At 57.4% G+C, this 25,234-nt stretch carries 23 protein-coding genes; 11 read left to right on the top strand and 12 right to left on the bottom strand.

Annotated elements, in window-relative coordinates; all coding sequences use genetic code 11:
* Nucleotides 1-7 precede the first annotated feature (7 nt).
* Complete coding sequence (dksA, locus tag YBN1229_RS13755) at nucleotides 8-373, bottom strand: RNA polymerase-binding protein DksA (protein WP_046480480.1); 366 nt, start codon at nucleotides 371-373, stop codon at nucleotides 8-10.
* A 476-nt stretch (nucleotides 374-849) separates the two neighbouring features.
* On the opposite strand from dksA, the gene YBN1229_RS13750 reads away from it, so the two are divergent.
* The 10 genes from YBN1229_RS13750 (at nucleotide 850) to YBN1229_RS13705 (ending at nucleotide 13,665) form a co-directional block, all read left to right on the top strand.
* The gene (locus YBN1229_RS13750; protein WP_197540917.1) at nucleotides 850-1,698 is read left to right on the top strand and encodes an AAA family ATPase; all 849 of its coding nucleotides are present in this window, start codon (nucleotides 850-852) and stop codon (nucleotides 1,696-1,698) included.
* Between the two features lie 310 nt (nucleotides 1,699-2,008).
* The gene (locus YBN1229_RS13745) at nucleotides 2,009-3,469 is read left to right on the top strand and encodes a YcjX family protein (protein WP_244464927.1); all 1,461 of its coding nucleotides are present in this window, start codon (nucleotides 2,009-2,011) and stop codon (nucleotides 3,467-3,469) included.
* Nucleotides 3,466-4,542, top strand: a complete 1,077-nt coding sequence (locus YBN1229_RS13740; RefSeq protein ID WP_046478676.1) for a TIGR01620 family protein — start codon at nucleotides 3,466-3,468, stop codon at nucleotides 4,540-4,542. Before YBN1229_RS13745 ends, YBN1229_RS13740 begins: the two co-directional genes overlap by 4 nt.
* Before the next feature lie 248 nt (nucleotides 4,543-4,790).
* The gene (locus tag YBN1229_RS13735; RefSeq protein WP_046478679.1) at nucleotides 4,791-6,059 is read left to right on the top strand and encodes a porin; all 1,269 of its coding nucleotides are present in this window, start codon (nucleotides 4,791-4,793) and stop codon (nucleotides 6,057-6,059) included.
* A 759-nt stretch (nucleotides 6,060-6,818) separates the two neighbouring features.
* Nucleotides 6,819-8,090: a porin gene (locus tag YBN1229_RS13730; RefSeq protein ID WP_046478682.1), complete on the top strand. Its 1,272-nt coding sequence runs from the start codon at nucleotides 6,819-6,821 to the stop codon at nucleotides 8,088-8,090.
* A gap of 127 nt (nucleotides 8,091-8,217) precedes the next feature.
* On the top strand, nucleotides 8,218-9,396 hold the full coding sequence (locus tag YBN1229_RS13725; RefSeq protein ID WP_046478684.1) for a vWA domain-containing protein: 1,179 nt from the start codon (nucleotides 8,218-8,220) through the stop codon (nucleotides 9,394-9,396).
* Between the two features lie 154 nt (nucleotides 9,397-9,550).
* On the top strand, nucleotides 9,551-10,099 hold the full coding sequence (locus tag YBN1229_RS13720; protein ID WP_052743943.1) for a hypothetical protein: 549 nt from the start codon (nucleotides 9,551-9,553) through the stop codon (nucleotides 10,097-10,099).
* 77 nt (nucleotides 10,100-10,176) lie between these two features.
* Nucleotides 10,177-10,533 (top strand): hypothetical protein, encoded by a 357-nt coding sequence (locus YBN1229_RS13715; RefSeq protein WP_046478686.1) that lies wholly within the window; start codon nucleotides 10,177-10,179, stop codon nucleotides 10,531-10,533.
* Nucleotides 10,534-10,648: 115 nt separating this feature from the next.
* Entirely contained in the window at nucleotides 10,649-11,977 is a 1,329-nt protein-coding gene (locus YBN1229_RS13710; protein WP_052743942.1) for a GNAT family N-acetyltransferase, read from the top strand.
* A gap of 221 nt (nucleotides 11,978-12,198) precedes the next feature.
* Nucleotides 12,199-13,665: a DUF1254 domain-containing protein gene (locus tag YBN1229_RS13705; protein ID WP_046480489.1), complete on the top strand. Its 1,467-nt coding sequence runs from the start codon at nucleotides 12,199-12,201 to the stop codon at nucleotides 13,663-13,665.
* A gap of 101 nt (nucleotides 13,666-13,766) precedes the next feature.
* Here YBN1229_RS13705 and YBN1229_RS13700 read toward each other — a convergent pair whose 3' ends face one another.
* The 11 genes from YBN1229_RS13700 to YBN1229_RS13650 all read right to left on the bottom strand — a co-directional run bounded on the left by YBN1229_RS13700 (nucleotide 13,767) and on the right by YBN1229_RS13650 (nucleotide 21,626).
* Nucleotides 13,767-14,549: a hypothetical protein gene (locus YBN1229_RS13700; protein WP_046478687.1), complete on the bottom strand. Its 783-nt coding sequence runs from the start codon at nucleotides 14,547-14,549 to the stop codon at nucleotides 13,767-13,769.
* Nucleotides 14,550-14,589: 40 nt separating this feature from the next.
* Nucleotides 14,590-15,030, bottom strand: coding sequence for a DUF1801 domain-containing protein (locus tag YBN1229_RS13695; RefSeq protein WP_046478690.1), 441 nt, complete (start codon nucleotides 15,028-15,030; stop codon nucleotides 14,590-14,592).
* 81 nt (nucleotides 15,031-15,111) lie between these two features.
* Nucleotides 15,112-15,900 carry a hypothetical protein gene (locus YBN1229_RS13690; RefSeq protein WP_152025006.1) on the bottom strand — a complete coding sequence of 263 codons (789 nt, stop codon included), beginning with the start codon at nucleotides 15,898-15,900 and terminating at the stop codon, nucleotides 15,112-15,114.
* Nucleotides 15,901-16,156: 256 nt separating this feature from the next.
* Nucleotides 16,157-16,660, bottom strand: coding sequence for a DUF1801 domain-containing protein (locus tag YBN1229_RS13685; RefSeq protein WP_046478694.1), 504 nt, complete (start codon nucleotides 16,658-16,660; stop codon nucleotides 16,157-16,159).
* 6 nt (nucleotides 16,661-16,666) lie between these two features.
* On the bottom strand, nucleotides 16,667-16,894 hold the full coding sequence (locus tag YBN1229_RS13680) for a hypothetical protein (RefSeq protein ID WP_046480491.1): 228 nt from the start codon (nucleotides 16,892-16,894) through the stop codon (nucleotides 16,667-16,669).
* A 64-nt stretch (nucleotides 16,895-16,958) separates the two neighbouring features.
* Nucleotides 16,959-17,378 carry an SRPBCC family protein gene (locus tag YBN1229_RS13675; RefSeq protein WP_046478696.1) on the bottom strand — a complete coding sequence of 140 codons (420 nt, stop codon included), beginning with the start codon at nucleotides 17,376-17,378 and terminating at the stop codon, nucleotides 16,959-16,961.
* Entirely contained in the window at nucleotides 17,375-17,698 is a 324-nt protein-coding gene (locus tag YBN1229_RS13670) for an ArsR/SmtB family transcription factor (protein ID WP_046478698.1), read from the bottom strand. The genes YBN1229_RS13675 and YBN1229_RS13670 overlap by 4 nt, the downstream gene beginning before the upstream one ends.
* Nucleotides 17,699-17,782: 84 nt before the next feature.
* Nucleotides 17,783-19,444, bottom strand: a complete 1,662-nt coding sequence (locus tag YBN1229_RS13665; RefSeq protein WP_046478700.1) for a GMC family oxidoreductase N-terminal domain-containing protein — start codon at nucleotides 19,442-19,444, stop codon at nucleotides 17,783-17,785.
* Between the two features lie 193 nt (nucleotides 19,445-19,637).
* Nucleotides 19,638-20,687, bottom strand: coding sequence for an NAD(P)/FAD-dependent oxidoreductase (locus YBN1229_RS13660; RefSeq protein WP_046478702.1), 1,050 nt, complete (start codon nucleotides 20,685-20,687; stop codon nucleotides 19,638-19,640).
* 65 nt (nucleotides 20,688-20,752) lie between these two features.
* Nucleotides 20,753-21,073, bottom strand: a complete 321-nt coding sequence (locus YBN1229_RS13655) for a 2Fe-2S iron-sulfur cluster-binding protein (RefSeq protein WP_046478704.1) — start codon at nucleotides 21,071-21,073, stop codon at nucleotides 20,753-20,755.
* Between the two features lie 202 nt (nucleotides 21,074-21,275).
* Nucleotides 21,276-21,626 carry an Hpt domain-containing protein gene (locus tag YBN1229_RS13650; RefSeq protein WP_046478707.1) on the bottom strand — a complete coding sequence of 117 codons (351 nt, stop codon included), beginning with the start codon at nucleotides 21,624-21,626 and terminating at the stop codon, nucleotides 21,276-21,278.
* A 369-nt stretch (nucleotides 21,627-21,995) separates the two neighbouring features.
* Between YBN1229_RS13650 and YBN1229_RS13645 the strand changes: the two genes are divergently transcribed.
* Complete coding sequence (locus tag YBN1229_RS13645; protein WP_052743941.1) at nucleotides 21,996-25,202, top strand: apolipoprotein A1/A4/E domain-containing protein; 3,207 nt, start codon at nucleotides 21,996-21,998, stop codon at nucleotides 25,200-25,202.
* Nucleotides 25,203-25,234: the final 32 nt, after the last annotated feature.

Genomic DNA, 25,234 nt, shown 5'->3' with positions numbered 1-25,234 from the left:
AGAAATATCAGTCTTCGCGATAGACGCGTTCACGACGTTCGTGACGCTCTTGCGCTTCGAGCGAGAGCGTCGCAATGGGCCGTGCGTCCAGACGCTTCAACCCGATCGGTTCGCCGGTCTCCTCGCAATAGCCATAGCTTCCGTCATCGATCCGGGCCAGGGCCGCGTCGATCTTGGAGACGAGCTTGCGCTGGCGATCGCGTGCGCGGAGTTCTAGCGCCCGGTCGGTTTCAGACGTTGCTCGGTCTGCAAGGTCAGCATGCTGCGTTGCATCCTCATACATGCCCGCCAGAGTCTCGCGCGTTTCGCGGATAATCTCCTCTTTCCAGTTTAGTAGTTTCCGCCGGAAATAGGCGCGCTGGCGATCGTTCATGAACGGCTCGTCGTCGCTTGGGCGATAGCCCTCTTCGAGCACTATCGACGACGCCGCAGCGCGCTGCGCGTCTTGGCCGCGCGGGGCATTCTCACCTGCCGTCTTAGTCGTGTCCCGCTTGCTCATCAAAGCCTCCAGGAGCAGATCGTTGACGTTCCTGTACCCATCAACAAGGGCTCCGTGCATGTTTTGTGCCCGGTATGTATGTGAACCTCTGTGACTGTCAAGAATTTGTAGATGGGGCAAGAAATATCGTTGAATTCTGGTGCAGCGCTACAATGCGAAGCGCGCACGCTCAAGGTATTTTTCTGCCCTCCCCCTCACATGCGGGTGATCCCTTGGTGGCATGTTCGCCTGCTGCGCTGGCGTTCTGAGTATTTCGCGGGGGTGGCGTTTTCTCCAATTGGGTCATAAAAGTGGAATTAACGAGGCTGGCAGCTCCGATAGTGGGAAACCGGCCCATATAAGGGATGACCATGAAATTCGAAGGTAGCTCGTCGTACGTCGCGACGGATGATCTGCGTATCGCTGTGAATGCCGCCATCATGTTGGAGCGGCCACTGCTCATCAAGGGTGAGCCGGGAACGGGAAAAACGGTTCTCGCACTTGAAGTTGCGAAGGCGCTCGGGCTGCCGATTATCGAATGGCACGTTAAATCCACGACAAAGGCGCAACAAGGCCTCTACGAGTATGATGCCGTCTCGCGGCTGCGTGATAGTCAGCTTGGAGAGTCGCGGGTTAATGACATCAAGAACTACATCCGCAAAGGCAAACTCTGGGAAGCGTTCGACAGTGAAGTGCGGCCCGTTCTGCTGATCGATGAGATCGATAAAGCAGATATCGAGTTCCCCAACGATCTTCTTCAGGAACTCGACCGGATGGAGTTTCACGTCTACGAAACGGGGGAAGTTGTGCGTGCCGCGCAACGCCCCGTCGTCATCATTACCTCGAACAATGAGAAAGAGCTCCCCGACGCCTTTCTGCGGCGGTGCTTCTTTCATTTCATCAAATTTCCGGACCCGGACACGATGCGTGAAATCGTGGATGTCCATTTTCCCAATCTCAAACAACAGCTCGTTTCGGAGGCGCTCCGGGTATTTTACGAACTCCGTGATGTTCCAGGCGTGAAGAAAAAGCCGTCGACGTCAGAGCTCCTTGATTGGATTAAGTTGCTCTTGAACGAGGACATCGGTCCGGAAACGCTACGTGAAAGCGATCCACGCAAGCTCATTCCACCGCTTCACGGGGCCCTGCTCAAGAACGAGCAGGATGTTCATCTGTTCGAACGGTTGGCGTTCATGGCGCGGCGCAAGGGCGAAGCTTAAGGCGTTTGTCTGCCCTGGACTACATCTTAAACATACGCACAAGCGCGCTCATCCTACGTTCAGGATCAGCGTGATATTTCTTTGCCATCACAAGTTCTTGAGAGCCAAAGGAGCTCAATACTCGGATGGCGGGAGAAATTATCCGTAACAGCATCATTCTGATTGTCGGCTTAATCGTGATTGGAGCCGGGATCCTCGTGTTACTGCCAGCTTGAAGGTCGAACGTGCGTTGTAGTGCATATCCGTCGCTGGATCTTGCACTGCGTCACGACATTAGCGACTTATGGGGAGGTATGAGCGAGGCCTTCTATTGAGACTCCCCCAAATTTCCCGAGACACCCGTTTCACGCTAGAGCACGCCGGTGCGTATGTTGGCGACTTGATCACGCCCACTCTGCGGTTGGGTGTGACCGGGCTTTCGCGTGCGGGTAAGACCGTTTTCATCACGGCCCTCGTCAAATGTCTCTGTGAGGGTGGTGCCAATCCACCTTTCGCTCGGCTCTCCGGTATCGAAGGATTTCGCGCCTATCTTGAGCCGCAACCGGACGACGATGTCCCGCGCTTCCAGTATGAGGATCACCTCAATGCGCTTCAGAGTGAACCGCCTCATTGGCCGCAAAGTACGCGCCGTATCAGTGAACTGCGGCTTACGTTGGAGTGGCCTTCGCGCGGCGGTCTATTCGAGTTTCTCGGACTTTCTCAACGGTTGCATATCGACATCGTCGATTATCCGGGTGAATGGCTGATTGATCTGGCGCTGCTGGACCAATCCTATCAAGAGTGGTCCCAACACGCGCTTTATACGGTTCAGCGGCCGGTCTTTTCCGCCTTGGCCAAGCCGTTTCTGGAATTTCTGTCGACCGTTGATCCGGAAGGCGTTGCGGATGAGCAAGTGGCGATCCGAGGCGCGGAACTTTACACTCAATTTCTTCAGTCGGCGCGAAATTCAGGCACGCCCTGTGCTGGACTTGGCCCTGGTCGTTTTCTTTTGCCGGGGGATCTTGAGGGGTCGCCACAGCTCACGTTCTTTCCCACGAAGACGGAAGGCGGCGCGGTTGAGTCTGAAAGCCTCCTGGCGCTACTCGAAAGGCGTTTTGCCAGCTATCGCAAGAATATCGTCAAACCGTTTTTTGAAGCACACTTCAGCCGGATCGACCGTCAGATCGTCCTTGTCGATGTGCTCAGTGCTTTAAACGGGGGGGCAGAAGGGTTACGCGCCCTCGAAGACGGCCTTGAAGGCGTTATGCGTGCCATACGTCCGCGTTCGGAGAGTTGGCTGGCCTATATCCTGGGGCGACGTATTGATCGCATCGCCTTCGCCGCAACAAAAGCCGATCACGTGCACCGCAACGCTCATAGGCAATTGGAAGATATTCTTTCCAACTCGGTCTCTCGGGCTGCAAAGCGCGCGGAAGCAGCGGGAAGTGCTTTCCAGTGTATTGCTTTGGCCGCTCTGCAGGCGACAACCGATGTTCATAAGGACATTCAAGGGGAGCACCTTTTTGGAGTGCGTGGGATACCGGAAGCTGGCGAGCGGATTGGTGGGAGAACGTTCGATGGTTCACGCGGCGCCGTCGTATTTCCCGGTGACCTCCCGGAAGATGCGCTTGACGCTTTTGATGAGGATCGGGCCCGCCCGGAACATTTTGGGTTCGTAAAATTCAGGCCGCCGACGCTTGAGTGTCGGGAAGCCGGAGCCCAGGTAAGCGCCTGGCCGCACATTGGGCTAGATAAGGCTTTTGCGTTCTTGTTCGAGGATCATTTGCCATGACCGGTGGTGCACGCGGAGGACGAAAGCCACAAGCCTTCGACCCCGACGATCCCGATTTCATCGTTACAGAAGAGATTCCGCAAAGGCAAAGCGATGCCGGCGGGGCGCCTTCAGATGCGACAAACACGGATGCCGGTGACACCAGCGTTTCTTCACTTCGGACGACGACGCGTAGGAGCCTTGGCTGGGGAACCTTGTTGCTGGGCTCGCTTGTGAGCCTCGGGCTTCTCGCCGCCACGCTTTGGGTAACGGACTTTGTCACCGCCACCCTGGCGAGAGACGATTGGGTTGGCTGGCTCGCGCTTGGACTTGCGTCTTTGGCAGCGCTAGCGGCAACAGCACTCATTCTTAGAGAGCTCATTGGATTTTTCCGCATGGCGCGTCTGGCGCGATTGCGCCGCGATGCGGAAACGGCTTTGCGCACGCGCGACGCGGCGATGGAGCGACGCGTTGTCCAAAGCCTGAAGACCCACGTGGCGCGGTCGCGAGACGGCCGCTGGGATGTTCGGCGGTTTCGCGAAGAAGAACGTCACATGCGGGCACCGGGAGCCTTGCTTAGCTTAGGGGAGCGGGTTCTTCTCGCTCGGCCAGACGCTCAAGCCCGCCGGCTTGTGTATGAATCCGCGCGCCGCGTCGGGGCTGTAACGGCTCTTGTTCCGATCGGGTTTATCGTTGTGGGGTTCGTACTTTTTGAAAACCTTCGCATGGTGCGGCGGCTGGCGGGCGCTTACGGGGGGCGTCCAGGGTTTTTCGGGGGCCTGCGTTTGTTTGGCTGGATTATCGGGCATATGGCGGCGACGGGCGTGATCGCCTTGACCGATGACCTTTGGGGTCAAGTGCTCGGGCAGGATATGCTTCGCCGGATATCTCGGAAATTGGGGGAAGGTGCCTTTAATGGCGCCATGACAGCACGGCTTGGGGTTGCGGCGATTTCAGTCTGTCGACCGGTTCCCTTTACCGAAACCAAGCCGCCGCGGGCTCGTCACATTTTTTATGAGGCTTTTCCAGAGCTACGACCGGCCTTCGGCGCAAAGGGCACATCCAAAAACCGCGACAGTCAGGGGGAAGACTAAACTTTTGGTCGCCGTGGCCTGATTTTCCTAAATGGTACACCCTCACGACAAGCGTGACTTGTGTGCAACTGAGGCGAATCATTCAGGCTTACAAATAGTAGGCGCCTATTTCCTCATTGTCATTATTCTGCATAAGTCGTGGGCGAGCGGTGATTGTGTTGGGAGGAAGCCTCACATCGCTTTGGGACCTTGGGTTGCGTTGCATCGCGTGCTCCGCGCTTAAGAGTAGAGTAGACGGGAGAAGGTAAATGCATAAGTTTAGCTTAGGCGCGCTGGTCGCAGCCGGCCTTCTGGCAGGCGGCCTGACATCCGGCAGCGCATCCGCGGCAGATCTTGGGGGAGACTGCTGTGCAGACCTCGAAGAGCGTGTTGCAGAACTCGAAGCGACCACGGCCCGCAAGGGTAACCGCAAGGTGTCGCTCACAGTCTCCGGCTGGGTCGGGCAGCAGGTGATGTTCTGGGACGACGGTGTAGAATCCAACACCTACGTAACAGACCTGGGCACCACGCTGGGTTCTCATTTCAAGTTCACTGGCCAAGCACAAATTTCGTCAGAGTGGAGCGCCGGTTACGTGCTGCACATCGAAGCGATTTCGAATGACAGCTTGGGTGTCAGCCAGGACGTTCCCAACACGGGAGGCTCGGTTCTCGGCAACAGCGCGCAGCTTCTTCAGTCCTACTGGTTCTTGAAGAGTGAGCGTCTGGGTAAGCTGTCTGTCGGTCAGCAATCTCAGGCCTCTGACAACGCGGCGATCCTCGTGGACGGTTCGGGCTCACTGGTTCCGGCGAACTGGGTGGCGTTCGACGTCAACAGCTTCTTCATCCGCGATAGCGCTGGCAACCTTACGGACGTTACCTGGGGTGCGGCCGGTCCTTGCCATGGCATGGGCGGCGCTTGGGGTGACTGCAACGGCCTGACAACGAATTCCGTTCGCTACGACACGCCCGTATTCGGCGGCTTCTCGGCGTCTGCTTCCTGGGGCGAAGATGACTTCTGGGATGTTGCCATCCGCTACGCCGGCGAATTCAGCGGCGTAAAGATCGCTGCAACTGCTGCCTATAACCAAGTTACCGATGCGGGCATGGGTGCTGGTAACAATGAGACGCTGAGCTATTTCCAGGCCGGCCTTTATTTGCAGCACATGCCTTCAGGTTTGTTTGTTCTCGGCAACTACGGATATCTCGAGTCCGAAGACTTTGCTGAAGAATCCGAAACTTGGTACGTCAAAGCTGGTTGGCGCACGCGCTTTAACTCGCTTGGCCACACGGTCTTCTACGGCGAATACCTGAACAATCAGGCTGATGATCTAGCAGGCGGCCTTATCAAGGATCCTTTTGCTGGCTTTAACGCCACGAGTTCAGAACTCGATGTCTGGGGTCTGGGTGTCGTGCAGGAGATCGACGCAGCTGCGATGTCAGTCTGGGTCAAGTATCGTAACCTTGAGTATGATGATAACTCGGGTGTCGGTTACGATGACTTCCACTACGTCGGTGCAGGTGCTCTGATCTCCTTCTAATCAGAGCGCAAACCACCAGAAGCGAATAACGTTGAAGCGGTTCCCAGATTTTGGGGACCGCTTCTTTCTATTTTAGAGCGCGGTGATTGTTTTATGGCGCGGGCTCACGGTTTCCCCATGCAAGCTCGATTGTCACGCTGCTCGGAACGTGAGCGATCCATACGATCCTTATGTTCGGCGTCGGAGTTGTGCAGTTCCATTTCTTTATTCGAAGCGAGATCCGTCATAGCGCTGCGCTATTCGCATGTGCGCGCAGTGCGTTCTGTCGTAAGAGACACTCTCGTTAGCTGGCCTGCATGACGTCCTTGTTTCCGTGCTCACATGCCGAGGTGTGCATTTGTGCATCACTTTTCGGCTTTTCAGGACGTTCAAGCACCTTCTGCGGCATACGCCATGCTCATATTTTGCACAGCATTCCGCATTTATTACCCAACTCTTAACCGATTTGAGTCTGTCGTTGATGTTGCCGGTTGGTTTTCTCTTTTTCCTTCGGCGCCAACGCGTTGCGTGATTTTCGTTTGAAGCGACTGGTGAAACTCCTCAAACGTTATGTTGCTGCCTTGCCACTATTTCATCCACCGGCGATTTAATTCACCACTCATTGTTTGTGGCGGGAATGAGAATCAACCAACCTCCGGGCAAGCGGTATTGCCATCTTTAGATTGATTTGGATGCCGCGTTACGAGAGCGCGGCATAGTTTTGCGTTTGTGTATTCGGCGTCCGCCATCTTGAAGCCAACGCTGACTAGGAGACGGTCAATGAATAAATTTAGTCTGAGCGCCCTGGTGGCCGCCGGCCTGTTAATAGGCTGGCTGACGCCGAGCGCGTCGGCTGCAGACCTTGGGGGAGACTGCTGCGCCGATCTTGAGGAGCGCATTGCTGAACTCGAGGCCACGACAGCCCGTAAAGGCAACCGCAAGGTGTCCCTTACGATTTCCGGCTGGGTCGGACAGCAGGTGATGTTCTGGGACGACGGTTTGGAATCCAACACTTACGTCCACGACCTCGGCACCACGCTGGGTTCGCACTTTAAGTTCACTGGCGGCGCTCAGATCAACTCTGAGTGGAGCGCTGGTTATGTGCTGCACATCGAAGCGATTTCCAGCGACAGTTTGACGATCAGCCAAAATGTCGACAACGGCCCGGCGGCTCTCACCGGTCGCCCGCAGGATGCTCAGGTTCTTCAGTCCTACTGGTTCTTGAAGAGCGAACGGCTCGGTAAATTGGGCGTCGGTCTTCAATCTCAGGCGACCGACAACCTCGCAATTCTGGTTGACGGCTCCGGTTCGCTGGTTCCAGCCAACTGGGTGGCCTTCGACGTCAACAGCTTCTTCATCCGTGACGGTGCCGGTAATCTTACTGACGTTACGTGGGGTGCTGCTGGGCCCTGCGCCGGCATGGGTGGTGCCTGGGGTGACTGTAACGGTATTCCCCGGAACGTCGTTCGCTACGATACGCCGACCTTCGCCGGCTTCTCGGCTTCGGCATCCTGGGGCGAAGATGACATGTGGGATGTCGCTGCGCGTTACGCGGGCGAGCATGGTCGCCTTAAGTTGGCTGCCGCCATCGGCTACAACGAAACGACCGACATGGATATGGGCGCTCTCAACAACGAGACGACGCGTTACTTCCAGGCTGGTCTCTACGTTCAAGATATCTCTTCTGGCCTGTTCGTGCTGGGTAACTACGGATACCTGGACTCGAGTGAATTCAGCGGAGATTCACAGACTTGGTACGTCAAGGCCGGTCTGCGTCGGAAATGGCACGCACTTGGCCACACCGTGCTTTATGGTGAATACCTGAACAACGAAGCAGATGGTACACGCTTCGTAGCTGACCCTGGCGTAGCTGGTTTCGGTATCCCGTCTGACTCCGGTCTCGATGTCTGGGGCCTGGGCGTTGTTCAAGAGATCGACGCCGCCGCTATGTCTCTGTGGGTCAAGTATCGCAACCTCGAGTATGATGATAACTCGGGCGTTTCCTACGACGACTTCCACTACGTTGGCGCGGGTGCTCTGATCAACTTCTGATCCTAGACACGCAGCTATACATAAACGAGAAGCCGCTCATTTGGGCGGCTTCTTTGTTTTGTGATAGGGGTCGATACCCTGTATTCTTGATGCGTTCTCAGTTTTGTATGGCAAGGTGCGATAGCTCGTGTTCGTAGACTTCTTCCATCAACTCAAGGCAGCAAAGGTGCCCGTCACTTTGCGCGAGTACCTCACTTTGATGGAGGCTCTCGCGGCTGATCTTGCCGGTCGGCGGGTGGAGGATTTCTATTATTTGGCGAGAGCAACTCTCGTGAAAGACGAGCGCCATCTCGATCGCTTTGACCAGGTCTTCGGACAAACCTTCAAAGGCTTGGAGACATTGTCTGACGGCGTGACTGAAACCGAGATCCCGGAAGAGTGGTTGCGATCTCAAGCGGAACGTTACTTTACCGAGGAAGAGAAAGCCCAGATCGAGGCGCTCGGTGGCTGGGAAAAGATTATGGAGGAGCTGCGCAAGCGGCTGGCCGAACAAAAGGGACGTCATTCCGGCGGCTCGAAGTGGATTGGGACCGGAGGTAAGTCACCGTTCGGCGCGGATGGGTATAATCCCGCCGGCGTTAGAATTGGTCAGAAGGGCAACAGGAATTTTCGTGCCGTCAAGGTCTGGGATAAGCGCGAGTTTCGCGATTTCGATGACACGCGGGAACTTGGGACCCGGAACATCAAGGTGGCGCTCAGGAAGTTGCGCCAGTTTGCTCGCGCGGGCGCTGCGGAAGAACTCGATCTTGAAAGCACGATCCGCCACAGCGCCGATAAGGGCTATATCGATGTTCGGTTGCGCCCGGAGCGCCGCAACGCAATCAAGGTACTGATGCTTTTTGACGTCGGCGGGTCTATGGACTGGCACGTCCAAGGCGCCGAGGAACTGTTTTCAGCCGCCCGGAGCGAGTTCAAACATCTTGAGTACTACTACTTCCACAATTGTCCTTACGAGTTTGTTTGGCGGGACAACGAACGTCGTTGGACGGAGCGCACACCAACGTGGGACGTGCTTCATACTTATCCTTCGGACTACAAAGTGATCTTCGTCGGAGATGCCTCGATGAGCCCGTACGAGGTCAGTATCGCCGGCGGCTCTGTTGAGCATATGAACCCGGAAGCTGGCGCCGTCTGGCTTCAACGTGTCCGGGATACCTTTCCCAGCTGTGTTTGGCTCAACCCTGTAAGCGAAGATGTTTGGGATTGGACGCCGTCCATCAAAATGGTCCGGCAGCTAATGGGGGGACACATGTATCCCCTTAATCTGGATGGCTTGGAACGGGCTATCCGCGAGTTGATGCGGTGACCGTGTCGCAACTTTACGTAACGAAAAGTTACTTCTCAGCCCTCTGAAATGGCGATTCTGGGGAAGGTTCGTGGCTTGTTCGCCCATACTCATTGACGCCTTCAAGGAGCTAGGGCAAACCTTTGCGACGCCTAAAATTCTCGGAGGACCTCCCATGTCTGCTCGGTTGGTGATGAGCGCATTTCTCGTGCTCGGGCTTGCAGCCTGTTCCTCCGCAGGTGGCGTGACCACGGGCTCACTGATTGGTGGCGATGATCAGAAAGCCGCAGCGGCTGCGCCCCAAGTCAGCAATGACCCAACAGCACGCGCACTGCAGGTAGGGAGCCTGTCAGCCCGGGCGTCCAAATGCGGCTATAACTTTGATGCTGCGGCCTTGAAGTCGAATTACCTCGCGTATGAAGCCGCACAGGGCGTTCAAGTCACGGATCTTGGCCGGCTCGAGGTGATCTACGAGACGGGTTACAACGGCGTCGGGAAAGCCGCGGCAGCTGACCCCAATTACTGCAATGCCACCCGGACGGCGCAGATCAAGACGGATCTCGCACGGCATCTCGCGGGAGATTATTCTGCACCGCCTCAACAGGTTGCAAGGGCCGAGGAGCAGGGTTTTCTGGGCGGGTTCTTTGACGGCGATACCGTCGATAGCGGCCCATCATTTGGCTCTGAGAGCTGGTGGGAGAGCCAGCGCGACAAGCTTCCCTAATTGCATTGCTATTTGCTGGCGCGCATCTCGCTCGGCTCTACTCTTAGCGAACCCGTCGAATTGGGCGCGAGGGACTTTTGCAGCAATTACTGTGGCTGGAAACTCTGCTGAAGGCGACGGGCGGGGCTGTGTTGCTGCTGCTGCCGCTGACGGCCTGTCGCATACTGGGACTTCCTAAGCCTCAAACGGGTTTTTGGCCGCGCCTTCTCGGCGCGCTGCTTCTTGGTGTTGCTGCGGCATCTTACGCCGAGGGTGTTGGCTGGCGTGGCATCGGGCCTACGGGCTTAATCCTTATTAACTTCATCTCGGCTAGCGCGATCTTCGCGCTCTTGGTCCTCCAACGCGCGGCAGAGACTGCCCGTGGCCGGCTGGTGCTGAGCGTACTCGCCGGGTTGCTTGTGCTGCTGAGCCTCTTGGAAATCGCTCATATCTAGCGCACCCCAGCGGCTGCACGGCGTTTCCTTTCCGGGTTGTGTGTACGCGTGACGCGACGGCATGAAGTTTGCCGGGTTCATGGGCAGATGTTCCAAAGTAATACGGACAGCCCCCATGTACGCCTTCGCTTCCGCAGACAGCTTTTTCGGCTCCTCTAATTTCGATCGCGCCGATAGCCCGATCTTTACGCGAACTTGTGAAAGTTGCCGTAATCTGCAGAACGGCTCCTGCCTCGGGTCGAGGTGCCACAATCGCAAAGGACAGCGCAAAGGCGCACCACAGTATGAGGCAAGTCTCTTGCTCGAACTTGTTACGGACCGCGCCGAATTTGATGCGCTGGCTGAGGAATGGGCGGAGCTCTATGACCGCTCCGGGGCCTTCAGCAATCCGTTTCTTTCTTTTGGCTGGTGTTGGAACTGGTGCAATCACTTCCTTGGTGAAGGCTCCGGCACGGAGCTGTGCATCCTGACGGGACGTCGGTTCGGACGGCTTGTGATGGTCTGGCCCATGGTGCGCCAGCGTGTTTTCGGAATGACCAATCTGACCTGGCTCGGAGCGCCCGTATCTCAGTATGGCGATGTGCTCGCCGAGAAGTCTTCCGATGATCTCGAATTGCTGGAGATGGGCTGGGACTATCTGCGTCGGGAAGTGAGCGCGGATTTCATCTCGCTTGGACGGGTGCGCGACGACGGCACCATCACGCCGCTTCTAAAGAAGCTCGGTGTACAGGTTACGCGACAGGATTCGGCGCCTTACGTCGATCTGGCGAGCGCGGACAGCTTTGATGCTTACGCGGAACGTTATTCGTCCCGTCATCGGAAAAAGCGCCGGCGCTCGCTGCGGCAGCTGGAAGAGAAAGGCGTTGTCAATCACGCGTTTCATTACGACGGCGCCGAGGCGCGCGTGCTGACGGAGCGCATCATTGAGATGAAGCATCGTTGGCTCAAGGAAAAAGGCATCGTTTCGAGCGGGCTGTCAGATCAGCGGACGACAGCGTTCTTCGCCGACGTTGCCGAAGGGGTTGGCGGGTATTCTACGGGTTGCCGTGTCATCGCGCTTACCTGTGGCGACGAGCTCGTTGCGGGAGAGATTTCCTTCGCGAGCAAAGACAACGTCAGCGGCCATATCGTTGTGTTCAACAGCGACTACGACAAGCAAAGCCCTGGGCTGCTGATGACGGAAGATAATCTGCGGCTCTGCAAAGAGTTTGGCTATGAGCGTTATGACTTCATGGGCCCCTGCGAGCAGCACAAGCTGGACTGGGCCGATGGTGTGGTTGACATGAACGACTATGCGAAGGCTTCAAGTCTTCGCGGCTATCTCTGGGTCAATGGATATCTCGGCTGGGGCCGCCCGCGCCTCAAGACGCTCGTGAACTCAATTCCACCGGGCGTTCGAGCCCGGGTCGCAAAGCTGCATCCGGCGCTTGCTCGGTTCGCTTAAGGGATCGCCCAATATTCCGCAAACGTCGGTGTCCGTAACACGGCATTACCCGCCCAATACGTTGTTACGTCCAGCAACGATTAGGCGTTCTTACTCTGTATCTAATGGACGTTGTTAGCCATACCTGCCGCTAGCCCGTGCTCGCGTTGCGCATGCCGCCTATGGTTGCGGCGCGAAGACCCATCATTTCTAGTGGCCTGGCAAATACGGAGGATGGACTTATGACGTCGACGTCCGTGGCCAATTACGTTTTGGCAGCTCTCATTTTTTCTCTGGTTGCTACGGGCAACGCCTCAGCAAAATCGCAATCGATCACTGAGGATGAAGCCAACGCGATCGCGACTAACGCCTACATTTATTTTTATCCCATCGTCACGATGGACGTTACGCGCAAGCAATTGACGAACCTGAAGCCTGACTCCGGATCGTATGGTGGACCGCCTAACTGGTTCGCGAACGTCCGCGCGTATCCTAAAGCGGAAGACAGGGGCGTCGTGCGGCCCAATTTCGATACGCTTTATTCCAGCGCATGGCTCGATCTCAGCAAGGAGCCCGTCGTTATATCGGTTCCAGATACCGACGGCCGTTATTACCTGCTTCCCATGCTCGATATGTGGACGGACGTGTTTGCATCGCCGGGTTGGCGGACCACAGGCACCGAAGCTGCAAATTTCCTCATTGCACCGCCAGGGTGGCGGCCGGATCTGCGGGATCGGTTTGCGGAAGAATTCAAGCTGCCGGAAGGCACGCAGCGGATCGACGCGCTGACGCCTCATGTCTGGGTCATCGGACGCACCAAGACGGACGGCCCCTCGGATTACGAGGCCGTCCACAAAATTCAGGACGGCTTTAAGGTCACGCCTCTGACGCAGTGGGGCAGAGAGACAAAAGTGCCGGAACATAAGATCGATCAAAGCGTCGACATGAAAACGCCGCCAAAGGAGCAGGTCGATACGATGCCCGCCGGCAAGTACTTTGCCTATGCTGCCGAGCTGCTGAAGGAAAACCCACCCCATGGCACGGACCAGCCGATCCTGGCGCGGATGAAACGGCTGGGTATCGAACCCGGCAAGAGCTTCGACATTGCGAACGTTGATCCCGTCATCAGAACGGCGTTGGAGAACGCTCCGAAGGCTGCACGGCAGTTGATGGATTGGAAGTTGCCGACGCTTGCCCGGGTAGCCAATCATTGGTCGTTGAACACTGACACGATGGGCGTCTATGGGAATTACTACCTGAAGCGCGCAATCGTGGCTCAGCTCGGTCTCGGCGCCAATGTGCCGGAGGATGCGATCTATCCGCTCAGCCTGGGCGATAGCGAGGGCAAGCCCCTCGACGGCAGTAACGCCTACGTTCTGCATTTCGACAAGGCGGATATCCCGCCGGTCGATGCGTTCTGGTCAGTAACCCTTTACGACAAGGAGGGCTTTCAGGTCGCCAACAGTCTAAATAGGTTCGCCATTTCGAGCTGGATGCCATTGCAGCGGAATGCCGATGGATCTCTCGATCTGTATTTCCAGCGCGAGAACCCCGGCAAGGACAAGGAAGCAAACTGGCTGCCGGCACCAGAAGGGCCGTTCAACCTGACGATGCGTCTGTATGCGCCGAAGACGAAAGCACTGACGGGTGAATGGACGCCGCCGGCGATCAAGAAGATGGATGCGATTCCCAGTCTTGCGATTCAGTGAGGCAGAGTCGGGACACTGTGACTTCAATGGTCACAGTGTCCAGTTGCGGCGTGAAGTCAGCTTTGCACGGGCCACTGCTCGGCAGATCTGGAGATGTTCAGTTACTCGGGACCTAAGACCTTTTTGACGCGATCGCGGAGAAAGAGTCCGACAGATAGACCCAAGCCGATGATGCTGATGAGCGCGAGCCAGTACGACGTATTCGTGGCTTCACCGCTCGCAGCGGAAACAATGCGCTCCTCCACATTTTCAAGCGTTTCACCGATCAGATACTCGGCGTCGAGTGTGCCGTCAGGCGTCACGGTACCAACAGCGATCACGGGACCGCCAGGCACAAAACCGCGAAAGCGTCGTGCACGGGTCCACGTTCCCGGAGGTTCCGTTGTTCTTGCTTGGGTGTGGTCCCATTCCGAAATCACGGGATCGTTTGACCAACTTACGCGGGGCGAGAAAGTGTAGTTGGGTCGCGCAAGGCGCATTGCCCCAGTGGATGTGTCGATGCGGAATGTCTTTTTCCAGCTGGTTTCTTCTTGCCAGGTTCTGGTTTGGTGTCTGCCACCACCGTGGTAGGACTCTTCCACGTAGGCGACAAAGTGCTGGAATATCGGTTCTTCATCACGCGCGATCGTTCCTGTTAGCACGGCCCGTGTGCCTGATGGCTGTCCGACTGCATCCGGCAGGGCTGCCAGATCGCTTTTTACGGTTTCGGCCTTCGATGTCACTCCGTAGTGATCGGCCGCCGTGCCCGCGAGAATGATCAGGAACATCAGCGCAAACATTCCGTAAGCAATCAGATCATTACCGAGGTTATCCGTGAGGCGGTCCCAAGTGCCTACTCCGGAAGAATTGTCAGGTGCTGATTGTCCGGGATCGCGACTTTGCATCGTCCTGCGGCTTTGGAGGTAGAGTGTTTCGTTACGCTCCTTATACGCCTTTTTTCTTCTTTTGCGTGCCGGCAGGTCGAGAATTAGCGTGGGACGTGTTTAGCGCCACGGCGGCGCGAATGAGTGCCCTCAGTGCCTTTTCGTCAATCTTGTCGCCTTCGTGGATATCGATGGCACGCCTCGCATTGCCTTCGAGGCTGGCGTTGAAGAGGCCTGACGGGTCGTCCAACGACGCGCCCTTGGCGAAGGTCAACTTCACTTTGTCCTTATAGGTTTCGCCGGTGCAGATGATGCCCGCGTGCTCCCACACTGGAACGCCATTCGGGTTCGACGGCTTCCGCCATTTCACCTCTTCGACGATTTCGGGATCGGCCTTTTTGATGACGCTGCGCACCCGCGCGAGCATCGCGCCGCGCCAATCATCGAGAGCTTCGATTTTTGCGTCGATGAGTTGGGAGGGGGAGGGTGTGGGGGAATTCATTTCCTCACAGCAGCAGTCGTTTTTTTCGTTCACCTGCACGAAGGGAGCCGGCCGGTACCAGTGGCTGACGTCGTCTATCGGCTATTCACGTGGTTCATCACTTTTGGGAATGCTTATATTGAAATGCGTTCCGGCAATGGAGGGAATTCGTGTGCCTTCCCTACAAACGATCCGGAGCGTGATCATTCCACAAAGTGTCACGGTATCAAGCGCTGCTTGGTGTATCTCAGTATCCGACAAGCGACTGGTTCCGTGAAAGAGAGCACTTCTAATATTATACAGCCTATCCCACTCCTTTCGTAAGTGATTTTGCCCAAGGCCTGCTAGTAAACGCTTAACACCTTGACGTAAGCTCAACCGGAAGAGCCCGGTCTGAATTGCCCGAGCTACTTCCGCGCGCTCATCCGCGGTTCCTTTCTGAGATGTCTGGGCGGAGATAGCCAATTTCTGAATTAGGTCACGTTGTGCCACGCTCCATTTTTCGTTCTGGCTCAGTTCTTCGACGGCAGAAAAAGCCAGAACCATCTGTGACAGAGGTTCCGAAGTCATCAGTGCGAAATTCAGCAAGCGCACGGCGTTTCTTGCATCCCCAAAGTCAATGCTGACATTTTGGTCTAAGTCCTGAAGTGCCGACAGGAAATGCTTGGGATCTGCTGTCACTGTTCCTCGGATACTGATCGTTGGAATCCGAGTATTGTCATCGTCTGGTAATATCGCGAGACCGTGCACATTTGGCGCGACGCGTTCGTGTTCCTGTATTATTCCCTTTGATCGGGCAAATTCTTCGCTAATCCAGGATGTGGCTTTGTCTTCGCCAACATCGACGCCTAATCGCGTCGATAGAGCCGCAAGTTGCACAATAGAACGCAACCGGCCTCCAAACTGTCTTGCGTGATGTTCTTTCGAGAACCCGCGCACGCTTAGAACAATCCACCGCGATCTGTTTAGTGGCTCGTCTTTGTTTTGCGAGGTTATAGTGACTTCCTTATTTGCCACTACGAGATTTAAGCTCGTGGCCTCTGTCGTGAAACCCTTTGCGGTACGCACAAGTAGCCTGACACGGAACCCACTCGCGTCTGCCATACTTAAGCCCCTTTCTTGCCGCGCATGCCTTGCGCGTTATCCCTCACATCTTCTCCCCCGGCAATTTACTCGCTTGTTTCACCCAATCCGCGAATTGGGTTTCGTCGAGTTCGTCGTGCTCGTAGATGTCGAGATAGCGCACGTCCTTTTGCTTGGATGTGCCCGGCGGCACGGGCTTCAGCGATGCGCCGCGGAAGAACGCCACTTTGATGTATTTCGTGAAGCAGTGGAAGCTGAGGAACCAACCGTTGTCTTCAAGACCATAGAAGGGTGAGTTCCATTTGACGGCCTTGCTGACGTTGGGGACGGCGCTTTCTATGAGTGAGTCGAGACGGCGGCCAACCTCGCTTTTCCATTCCGGCATCGCTGCGATGTAGGCCTGGACGGGCGCATCACCATAGCCCTTGGCGATTTGAGGATTGCCGCCTGACAGCAGGACGACTTCGCCGGGCTTCGGTTTCGGCATCGCCTTGGGCGGTTTGGTCGTTTTCTTGGCTGCGGGCTTCTTCGCGGCCGTCGCTGATTTTTTGGGTGTCTTGTCAGCCATCCGCGATCATCCCTGCCCGACGGTTTGCCCTTCGCGGCGCCACTTGGCGGCATACGGAGCCACGAACATATACAGGCCGGTCAAAAGGAGCAGGAACAGCGGCGGCAGCGGCGCGTAGACCACGAAGGCGGGAGGTTCGCTTAGCCCCACGGCGACGAAGTTGGCGATGACGGTCGCCGTGAAGATGATGGACACCCAGCGATGAAATTGCCGAATCCAATTGTTCCGGGTCATGCGAAGCTCCTTTTGATTGTGAGGCACCTGTTTGGCGGCGGCATTCATTTCAAGCCAACGGACTTCAGTCCGTCCTCGCCAAAACTTGCTCCAAGTTCGCGAAGAACTGCTGCCACCCCGCTTGAGCGCCGCCGAAAGCCTGCTTCTGATCCGGCCGGAAGCCCGACTGCTCCATGCGCAGGAGTGTGCCTGAGCTCGTGGGTGTGAGTGTAAAGGTCACCACGCTCTTGAGATTGTAGGCCGCATCGTCGTGCGCAAAATTCCAGGTGTATGACAACGCCTTGTTCGGCTCGATGGCGAGGACTTCGCAGTCCAGCACCCCGCCCCAGTCCCCGCGAAGATTGAACTGGTGACCAACGACCGGCTTGAAGTCGTTCTTCATGAGCCATTCCTCAATCAGGTGCGGTTGCGTGAGCGCGCGCCAGATCTTTTCCGGCGGATGGGGGATCTCACGTTCGACAGCGACAGAACGCGTTTCGGTCATTGATCCATCCTTCTCAGTAAGTCTTCGAGGTCGTCGAACCGGCTCTCCCAGAATCCAGCCATCTGGCTTGTCCAGTCGATCAGTGGGGCCAACGCTTCAACCTGGGCGCTGTAATGCGTTTGGCGGCCTTCATGGCGGTCATGCACCAGGCCGGCCTGCTTCAGGATTGCAAGATGCTTTGAGACGGCCGGTTGTGAGATTCCCGCGTGTGCCGTCAGGGCCCCGACGGTCTGCTCTCCGTTGCGGCACAACCGCTCGAAGATGGCCCGCCGCGTCGGATCGGCGAGCGTTTTGAAGAGCTGGTCGGGAGCGTTCGACATTGATATCCATAACTCAGCGGTTATGGATTGACGTATAACCGTTGGATTATACGTGAGTCAAACGGGTGCTAGGAGCGGCACTCCCTACATCGCGGCATCGCGGAGTGGACGCAGCGGTGCGGATGTGACGTCGAGCTTTCTCTGGAGGCGTTCGGCAACCAATATCATCGCGCGTTCCGCCAGCGCGGTAATCGTCAAGAGCGGGCTGACGCCGATCGCGGATGGGGCGGCTGCGCCGTCGCATACGTAAAGCCCATCGTGAACACCTGTGGGTCCCTTTGCCGGGTCAAATACCCGACCGTCGTGTGCGACGACGCCGTTCTCCACCGTGTCACCCATTCCACATCCGCCGAGGGGGTGGGCTATGATCCGGTTGCCGCCGAAAGCCCTCATCGTAAACGGATTGGGGCTGAATACGCCTCCGACGCCTTCGATCAACGCCTTGACCTTCTGCTCCGCTCTTTGGCGTTCCGGTGCGCTGCTGTAGCCTGGCCAGTCGACGATTACGCGGTCGTTTTGAAGTTTCAGGCGGCCGCTGGCGTCGTCATGCGCGACGACGTAGAGGAGCTGTGTCCGGCTCATTTCGTTGCCGTAAATGCCGTCCTTGAGAAGCTTACGGGCACGCGTGATGTTCAGTTGCAGCAAATTCTTGACGGGGGCGAGCCCGGCCATGACGGTCAACATGGTACCGTCGTGAATCCACAACGGCCCATCTTCGTCGCCGAGATCGATCAGCGCCATGCTGTGAGGCCCAACCGTTGCGGCTCCACGCGGGGCCTGAGACGGGAAGCCCGTGGCAATGGCATTGACCGGTTCGTCAAGTCCGCTCGCGATGACGAGGTCGTCTCCGTTCGCTGAAAAATTCTCACCCAGCTTTGTCGAAAGTTTGAGGCCATGCTCCTGCGCGCGCAAAAGCAATTCCGTGGTGCCCAGCGTGCCGGCAGCGAGAACGACGATCGGCGCCTCGATGCGCCTGGGCGCGCAAGCGTTTTCGCCGGACAGATCCTGGACAACGACCGCCCAGCCGTTTGCTGCCTTGGAGATCATCTGGACACGGCTCTCGCAAAGGACCGTCGCTCCATGGTCCACCGCATCGGCAATGTAGGTGATGCCAACCGTGTTCTTCGCACCTACGTTGCACCCCGACCAGCAGTCTCCGCAGTACTTGCAGGCGTACTGCATGACGCCCGCAGCGTTCGGTCCGGGACGATGCGAGATCGTCATGGGCGGCAACTGAACCTTGCAGCCGACAGCTTCGGCCGCCCGGCGCATCCCGGCATATTTGGCAAAGCGCTGCGGATGAGGGACTGGCGCGACGCCCAGCATCGTCTCTGCTCTGGAAAGCCCTTCGCGCAGAAGTCCGTCGCCGATGACCGCCTCAGGCCAGCCGGCCTTACGCAATCTGTTCAGATCGGGTCGCAGAACAACGCCGGCGTTGATCAGCGATCCACCGCCGAGCCCAGATGCGCCGAACACGGTCAGTCCTTTACCAACGGAGAGGTAGTACAGGCCCGTGGGATCACCGAGTCTCGGTGCGCGGCCTGTTAACCGTGTCGTCTTGCGCCGCGCCTTGGCCGTGATCGGAAAGTCGCCGGGACGCCAAAGCCGCCCCTGTTCCAGGATCGCCACGCGCAGCCCCATGCGCGCGAGGCGGGATGCGGCGACGCCGCCGCCGTAGCCAGAACCGATGACGACCGCATCGTAGGCTGGCATCGCATCGCCGATTGTTCTGTTTGCAAAGACCATGAACCGCGTGATCCGTCTTCGGAAAGAACTCGTTCGTCCCTTCCACAAGTAGTTCACGTAGACGCGGATGCCCACCAGTGCGAGCGAATTTGACTAATAGCTTTGTTTTGAGTGGACAAAAATAAACCGTTACCCGGGATATTTTCCGGAACTGCCGACTTAGTACGGAGCGGGCTCGTACGGGGCTGGCCCTTTAGCGCACACCGAGCTTCTTCTGAAGGCTGGAGGACGATGTGGTGTATTGGAACAGCAGCTTCTTATCCGGGTAGATGATGTGGTGTGCTTGCTGTGCCATCAACGCGGCTTCGTGGAAGCCGGACAGGATCAGCTTCAGTTTGCCCGGATAGGAGTTGATATCGCCGATGGCGAAGATGCCCGGCTCGTTCGTCTCGAACTTTTCCGTATCAACCGGAATAAGGTTTTCTTCGAGATTGAGGCCCCAGTCCGCAATGGGACCGAGCTTCATCGTCAAACCGAAGAAGGGCAGCATCGTATCGACGTCGAGACGTCCTTCGCCTTCCTTGGTTTTGATTGTGACGCCTTCAAGCCGGCCGCCGCTGCCTTGTAACGCGGTGACCTGTCCAATTCGCAGCTGCATTTGATCGCCGGCCACCAGCTCGCGCATTTTGGCGACCGAATGCGGCGCGCCGCGGAATTCGTCGCGCCGATGCAAAAGCGTCAGGCTTTTCGCGATCGGCTGAAGGTTTAGGGTCCAGTCGAGCGCAGAATCTCCGCCGCCAACGATGAGAATCTTGCGGTCGCGGAAGTCCTCCATTCGGCGAACAGAGTAGTGGACGGATGTTCCTTCATAGCCTTCGATCCCTTCCAGTGGCGGGCGCTTAGGCGTGAAGGACCCGCCACCAGCGGCGATAACGACCACCTTGGCGAGAAAGCGATTGCCGATATCCGTCTTAAGTAAGAAGCGCCCATCGGGCTGACGCGTTAGCTCGTCGATGCGCTGACCGAAATGGAAGGTCGGTTCGAACGGCTTGATCTGCTCAAGCAGACGGTCGGTCAACTCCTGCCCGGTAACGATCGGAAGGGCAGGAATGTCGTAAATTGGCTTTTCCGGATATAGCTCGGCACACTGTCCTCCGGGCTTGTCCAGGATGTCGATGACATGCGCACGAATGTCGAGAAGTCCGAGCTCGAAAACCGCAAACAGGCCGACCGGACCAGCGCCGATGATCACGACATCGGTTTCGATCAATTCGTTCGCGGCCGACGTATCAATTGCAGCCATGTCTTGCTCGTTCTCTTCAATAGCCTAGCGAAGCAGGGCGCCCCGGTGTCACATCGCAGATGAGATCAAAATTGCTTGGCGGGGACAGAAAGCACAAGTCCATCCAATGCATCCGTCACCTTTATTTGACAGCTCAGGCGGCTCGACTCGCGGACATCGAAGGCGAAGTCGAGCATATCCTCTTCCATCTCCGAAGGTGCGCCAACCTGCTCGCGCCAATCGTCAGAAACGTAGACATGGCAGGTCGCGCAGGCGCAGGCTCCACCGCATTCAGCCTCAATTCCAGGCACGCCGTTCAGTTTGGCTGCCTCCATCACCGTGGTTCCCGGCGTCGCCTCGACGACCTGAGTGCTGCCATCGGGCTGGATGAACGTAATTTTCGCCATAACCGGGCACGGGCTCCATTCGGTTTAAGACTGAGGATCACACGGATGCGCGCCGCTCCTGTCGCCACACGCAACCAGCGGACGGGTAACAGCGCAAATAAGCTTGGGAAGACTTGTTCCACACTTAACGGCCGATGGCCCTGACATCAAGTCCAACGACGGCCGGCGCGGCGGCATGGCGCGCTGCTGAGCGGTGTGATTTTTACGGTCTATGTGCGCTGAGGAAGGCCGCAACGGCTTGAGCCTCGCGCTCGATGACCACGAAGGCTTTATGGCGACTGTCCGGATCGGAAGGGTCAGAAATCGATTCAGCGGCTTGAGCGGAATCTGCAAGTGATCCAGCACCGACCGTCCGTGCCGAACCTTTCAAGGTATGGGCGGCGCGTAGCCACTCCTGCGCCGTTTCGGCACTTTTCAGTTTGCCGAGAGATGTTTCGAGTTGTGCAGCAAACAACTCAAGTATTTCTTTTTGAAGATCTGCATCGCCGAGCGTGTAACGCTGCAAAAATGCGAGATCTATCGCTGGGGAGGGTGTGTCATCCAAAGGAGACATAGACGCTCGGCCTCTCATTCGCTTCCACTTCGGTGCAGGGTTGGGAGGCCTTCAAGCGGACCATCAATTTAGAGGAGCATGCCGCGTGTTTGGTAACTTCTGGTAAACGAGATTGCGCAATTTTGGGTGCTCTGGTGTAGATTTCATTAACTGTGGGTCTGCTCCAAGGAGTCGTGGATAATCTTGGTTTTGCCCAAAATTCCTCCTAGACTCAAACTTTAACGGGGTGTGTGAGTGGGGCGTTCTTCAGGTGCACGGCGAGATTCGTCTGCGTACAACCACGACAAGCTGTTTGAGCCTGTCTGGCTGATTGACTATCCTGCTTCGTGAGGGATTGCTGAGGGACTGCGATTCCATTCGGACGGGCGGATGGCAAAAGACAAGCAAAATAACCTCAAGGGTTCAGGCGCGGCAAAGGCCGACGCCGGCAAACCACGCTCATCAAGCCTAGAGGCGCGATTGGCTACGGTGAGTTCGGCTACGGTTGGCAATACTGCCGTATCCCTGCCGCCGCCTCTGCCCATTCCAACCGGGGAGTTCAACCCCGGTGAAACTAAGGATGTTTCCGACTCGCCTATGACCAATTCAGTTTCCGCAGCGGCGGCGAAATCCGAAACATCTCTGCCAAAGAATTCTCCATCCGAGGGCGACGACGCGCCGGCGAAGCCGCCGCTTCCGCCGCCACTCCAGGATGCGCCTGACGCATCCAGCTCGGCTGCGCCAAAGCGGGAGGATCCGGAGACGGCTCCTCGCCGGCGTGCTGCGCGCCGGCGCCCCGCTGGTCCCGTCCGTGGCCGTATGGCGGCCAACGATGATGCGCCGTCTATCGGCGGGCTTATCTTCGCACTCCAGCAGACGCCATCATCAAAGCCCTTCAAGTACGCGACCATCGCAAGTGTCGTATGGGTCGTGTTGGGAACGGCGTTCCTTTGGTTGACGCTGTCAGCAGACCTTGACCAAGGTGAGACGCTGCTGCGCGTGCTCTCCAAGCCCACAACCTTCCTGATGCTTACGGCTGTAGCGGTTCCGATCGCCGTAATCTGGTTCCTCGCGCTTTTGGCGTGGCGCTCAGAGGAATTGCGTTTGCGCTCCTCAACCATGGCGGAAGTGGCGGTGCGGCTTGCCGAACCCGACCGCATGGCTGAGCAATCGGTGGCGTCGTTGGGGCAGGCTGTGCGCCGGCAGGTCTCCTTCATGAACGACGCCGTGAGCCGTGCTCTGGGCCGCGCTGGTGAATTGGAAGCGCTTGTCCATAACGAAGTTACGGCTCTGGAGCGCTCTTACGAAGAGAACGAACAGAAAATTCGTGGTTTGATCAACGAGTTGTCCAGCGAGCGCGGTGCGCTTGTTCGCACGGGGGACGACTTTGCGGTGACCTTGCGGGCCCTGGGTTCTGAGGTTCCAGCTCTGATTGAGAGCCTTTCGGCACAGCAGACAAAGCTTGCTTCGATCATCCAGGGTGCAGGAGAAAACCTGACGAGTCTCGAATCGTCCCTGGCCCAAAGTGCAGGCAAGTTGGAAACTTCGCTTGGTGCCCGTGCAGAAGAAGTTAAGGGTGTCATCGGTCAGTATACGACCGCTCTTGATAGCGCGCTGACGTCACGAACGGAGCAGCTTCAGGAAGTTCTCGCAGAGCACTCCAAGGAGCTTGGAGCCACGTTGGGCACGCGTTCGGAGGAAATCCGCGGCGCGTTGGAGCATCATACGGACAAGCTCGGCAGTACCCTCGGCGACACCAGCCAAAAAATGCAGGGTATGCTGGAGGACTACACGGCTGGTCTTGCTGCCGCGTTGGGCTCGCGTACTGAGCAGATGCAGCAGGCTTTCGACGATTACATGTCATCGCTCGACGAGTCGATTGCGACAAGGACCGACAATCTCCAGGCGGTGTTTGAGGAATACGCGCGTGCGCTGGACACGACGCTTTCAAATCGCGCCCAGGCCCTCGACACGCAGCTTGTTCAACGTACACGCGCATTGGACAATGCGTTCAATGAGCGCCTGCGCTTGTTTGACGAGTCCGTCATGCGCAGTACGTCAGCCATCGACGAGGCGGTGGGTGAACGTGCTCATGCACTGACAACTGCGCTCGATGCGCACGCCAAAACGTTCCGCGAAACGATCTCCCGGCAATCGGCCGACTTCGACGACTCGTTGGCCCAAGGCATTAACGCTGTTCGCCGTTCGAGCGAGAACATCACGCGCCAGTCTCTCAAGGCGATCGAGGGGCTCGCGAACCAGTCGGATCTCCTCAAGAACGTATCGGAGAATCTGCTCGGCCAGATCAACACGGTTACCAATCGGTTCGAAAACCAGGGCCAATCCATTATGCGTGCGGCCAATGCGTTGGAGAGTGCGAACCACAAGATCGATTCCACGCTGCAGCTGCGGCACACGGAGCTTTCCGATACGCTCGACCGTCTATCAGGGAAAGCTGACGAATTCTCCAACTTCATCGAAGGCTACTCGACGACGCTCGTCGGCTCACTCAATGAAGCCGATGCCCGCGCCCGAGAAACTGCGGAGCAATTGCGCAAGGGTACGGAGACCCAACAGCGCGCTGCCATGGAGGACATTCGGCGCTTCAAGGCCGAAGCCGACGCAGAAAGCACGCGCGCGCTGCAGGACCTTCGCAAGCGCTTTTCGACAGTCTCTCGCGAAGTCACCTCCCATCTCGGCAACCTGTCAACGCAGTTCGATGTGAGTTCCGAAAAATTGCGGGAACGCGCGCAGCAAGCCACGCAGGCTATTGAGGAAGAACAGGCGCGTTTACAAGCGGAACTCGCCAGCATTCCCACGAGCACAAAAGAGAGTGCAGAGGCTATGCGCCGGGCGCTGCAAGACCAGCTGCGTGCCCTCGAGCAATTGTCTCAGCTCACGACGCGGGAAGCCTCTCAGCGCGACGTCTCGACACCGCAAAATGCTGCCCGGCCCGGTGAAGCTGGGGGAGAACGTCGGCTCGCTTCAGAGCGCCAACTTTCGAGCCTTACGTCGAGCCTCGCGCGAGAAATGCAATCACAAGTTCAAACCGCGCATACCCCGGCTCAGGGCCATTCGCAACAGCCTGGCGGTCCTGCCCGGCAAGGCGGTGGTGCAAACCTCCCCGTAGCTACAGGTTCTTCGCCTTCACAGTATGATGCTGGGGGCGATCGCTGGGCTCTAGGAGATCTGCTCAAGCGCGCTTCGGTAGAAGAAGAAGCTAGCGCACCTCATGAGGCTGCCCCGGTCGCACCTCGCAGTGGCCCTGTGCTTCCAGATGTCGAACTGATGGTGCACGCAATCGACCCGGCAACCGCGTCAGCCATCTGGCAACGTTTGCGCGCCGGCCAGCGTGGCATCATGGTACCGAGCATGTACAATGGCGCTGCGCGGTCTGCATTCGATGAGCTGTCTCGCCGCTACCATTCCGACGCGGAGCTACAGCAAGCCGTGAGCCGGTTCCTGGTAGACTTCGAGCGCACGCTGCGCGACGCCGAACAGCGTGATCCCAGCGGGCGGCTTTTGCAAAGTCATCTCGTCTCTGAGATGGGACGGGTGTATCTATTCCTTGGTCATGCGAGCGGGCGGCTGGGTTAAGTCCGTTGCCGTAATCGCGTCTCTGCTTCAGC

Source organism: Candidatus Filomicrobium marinum, assembly GCF_000981545.1.
Classification (GTDB): domain Bacteria; phylum Pseudomonadota; class Alphaproteobacteria; order Rhizobiales; family Hyphomicrobiaceae; genus Filomicrobium; species Filomicrobium insigne.
The sequence above is the reverse complement of the archived record's forward strand: the minus strand, read 5'-3'. Positions and strand labels throughout refer to the sequence as shown.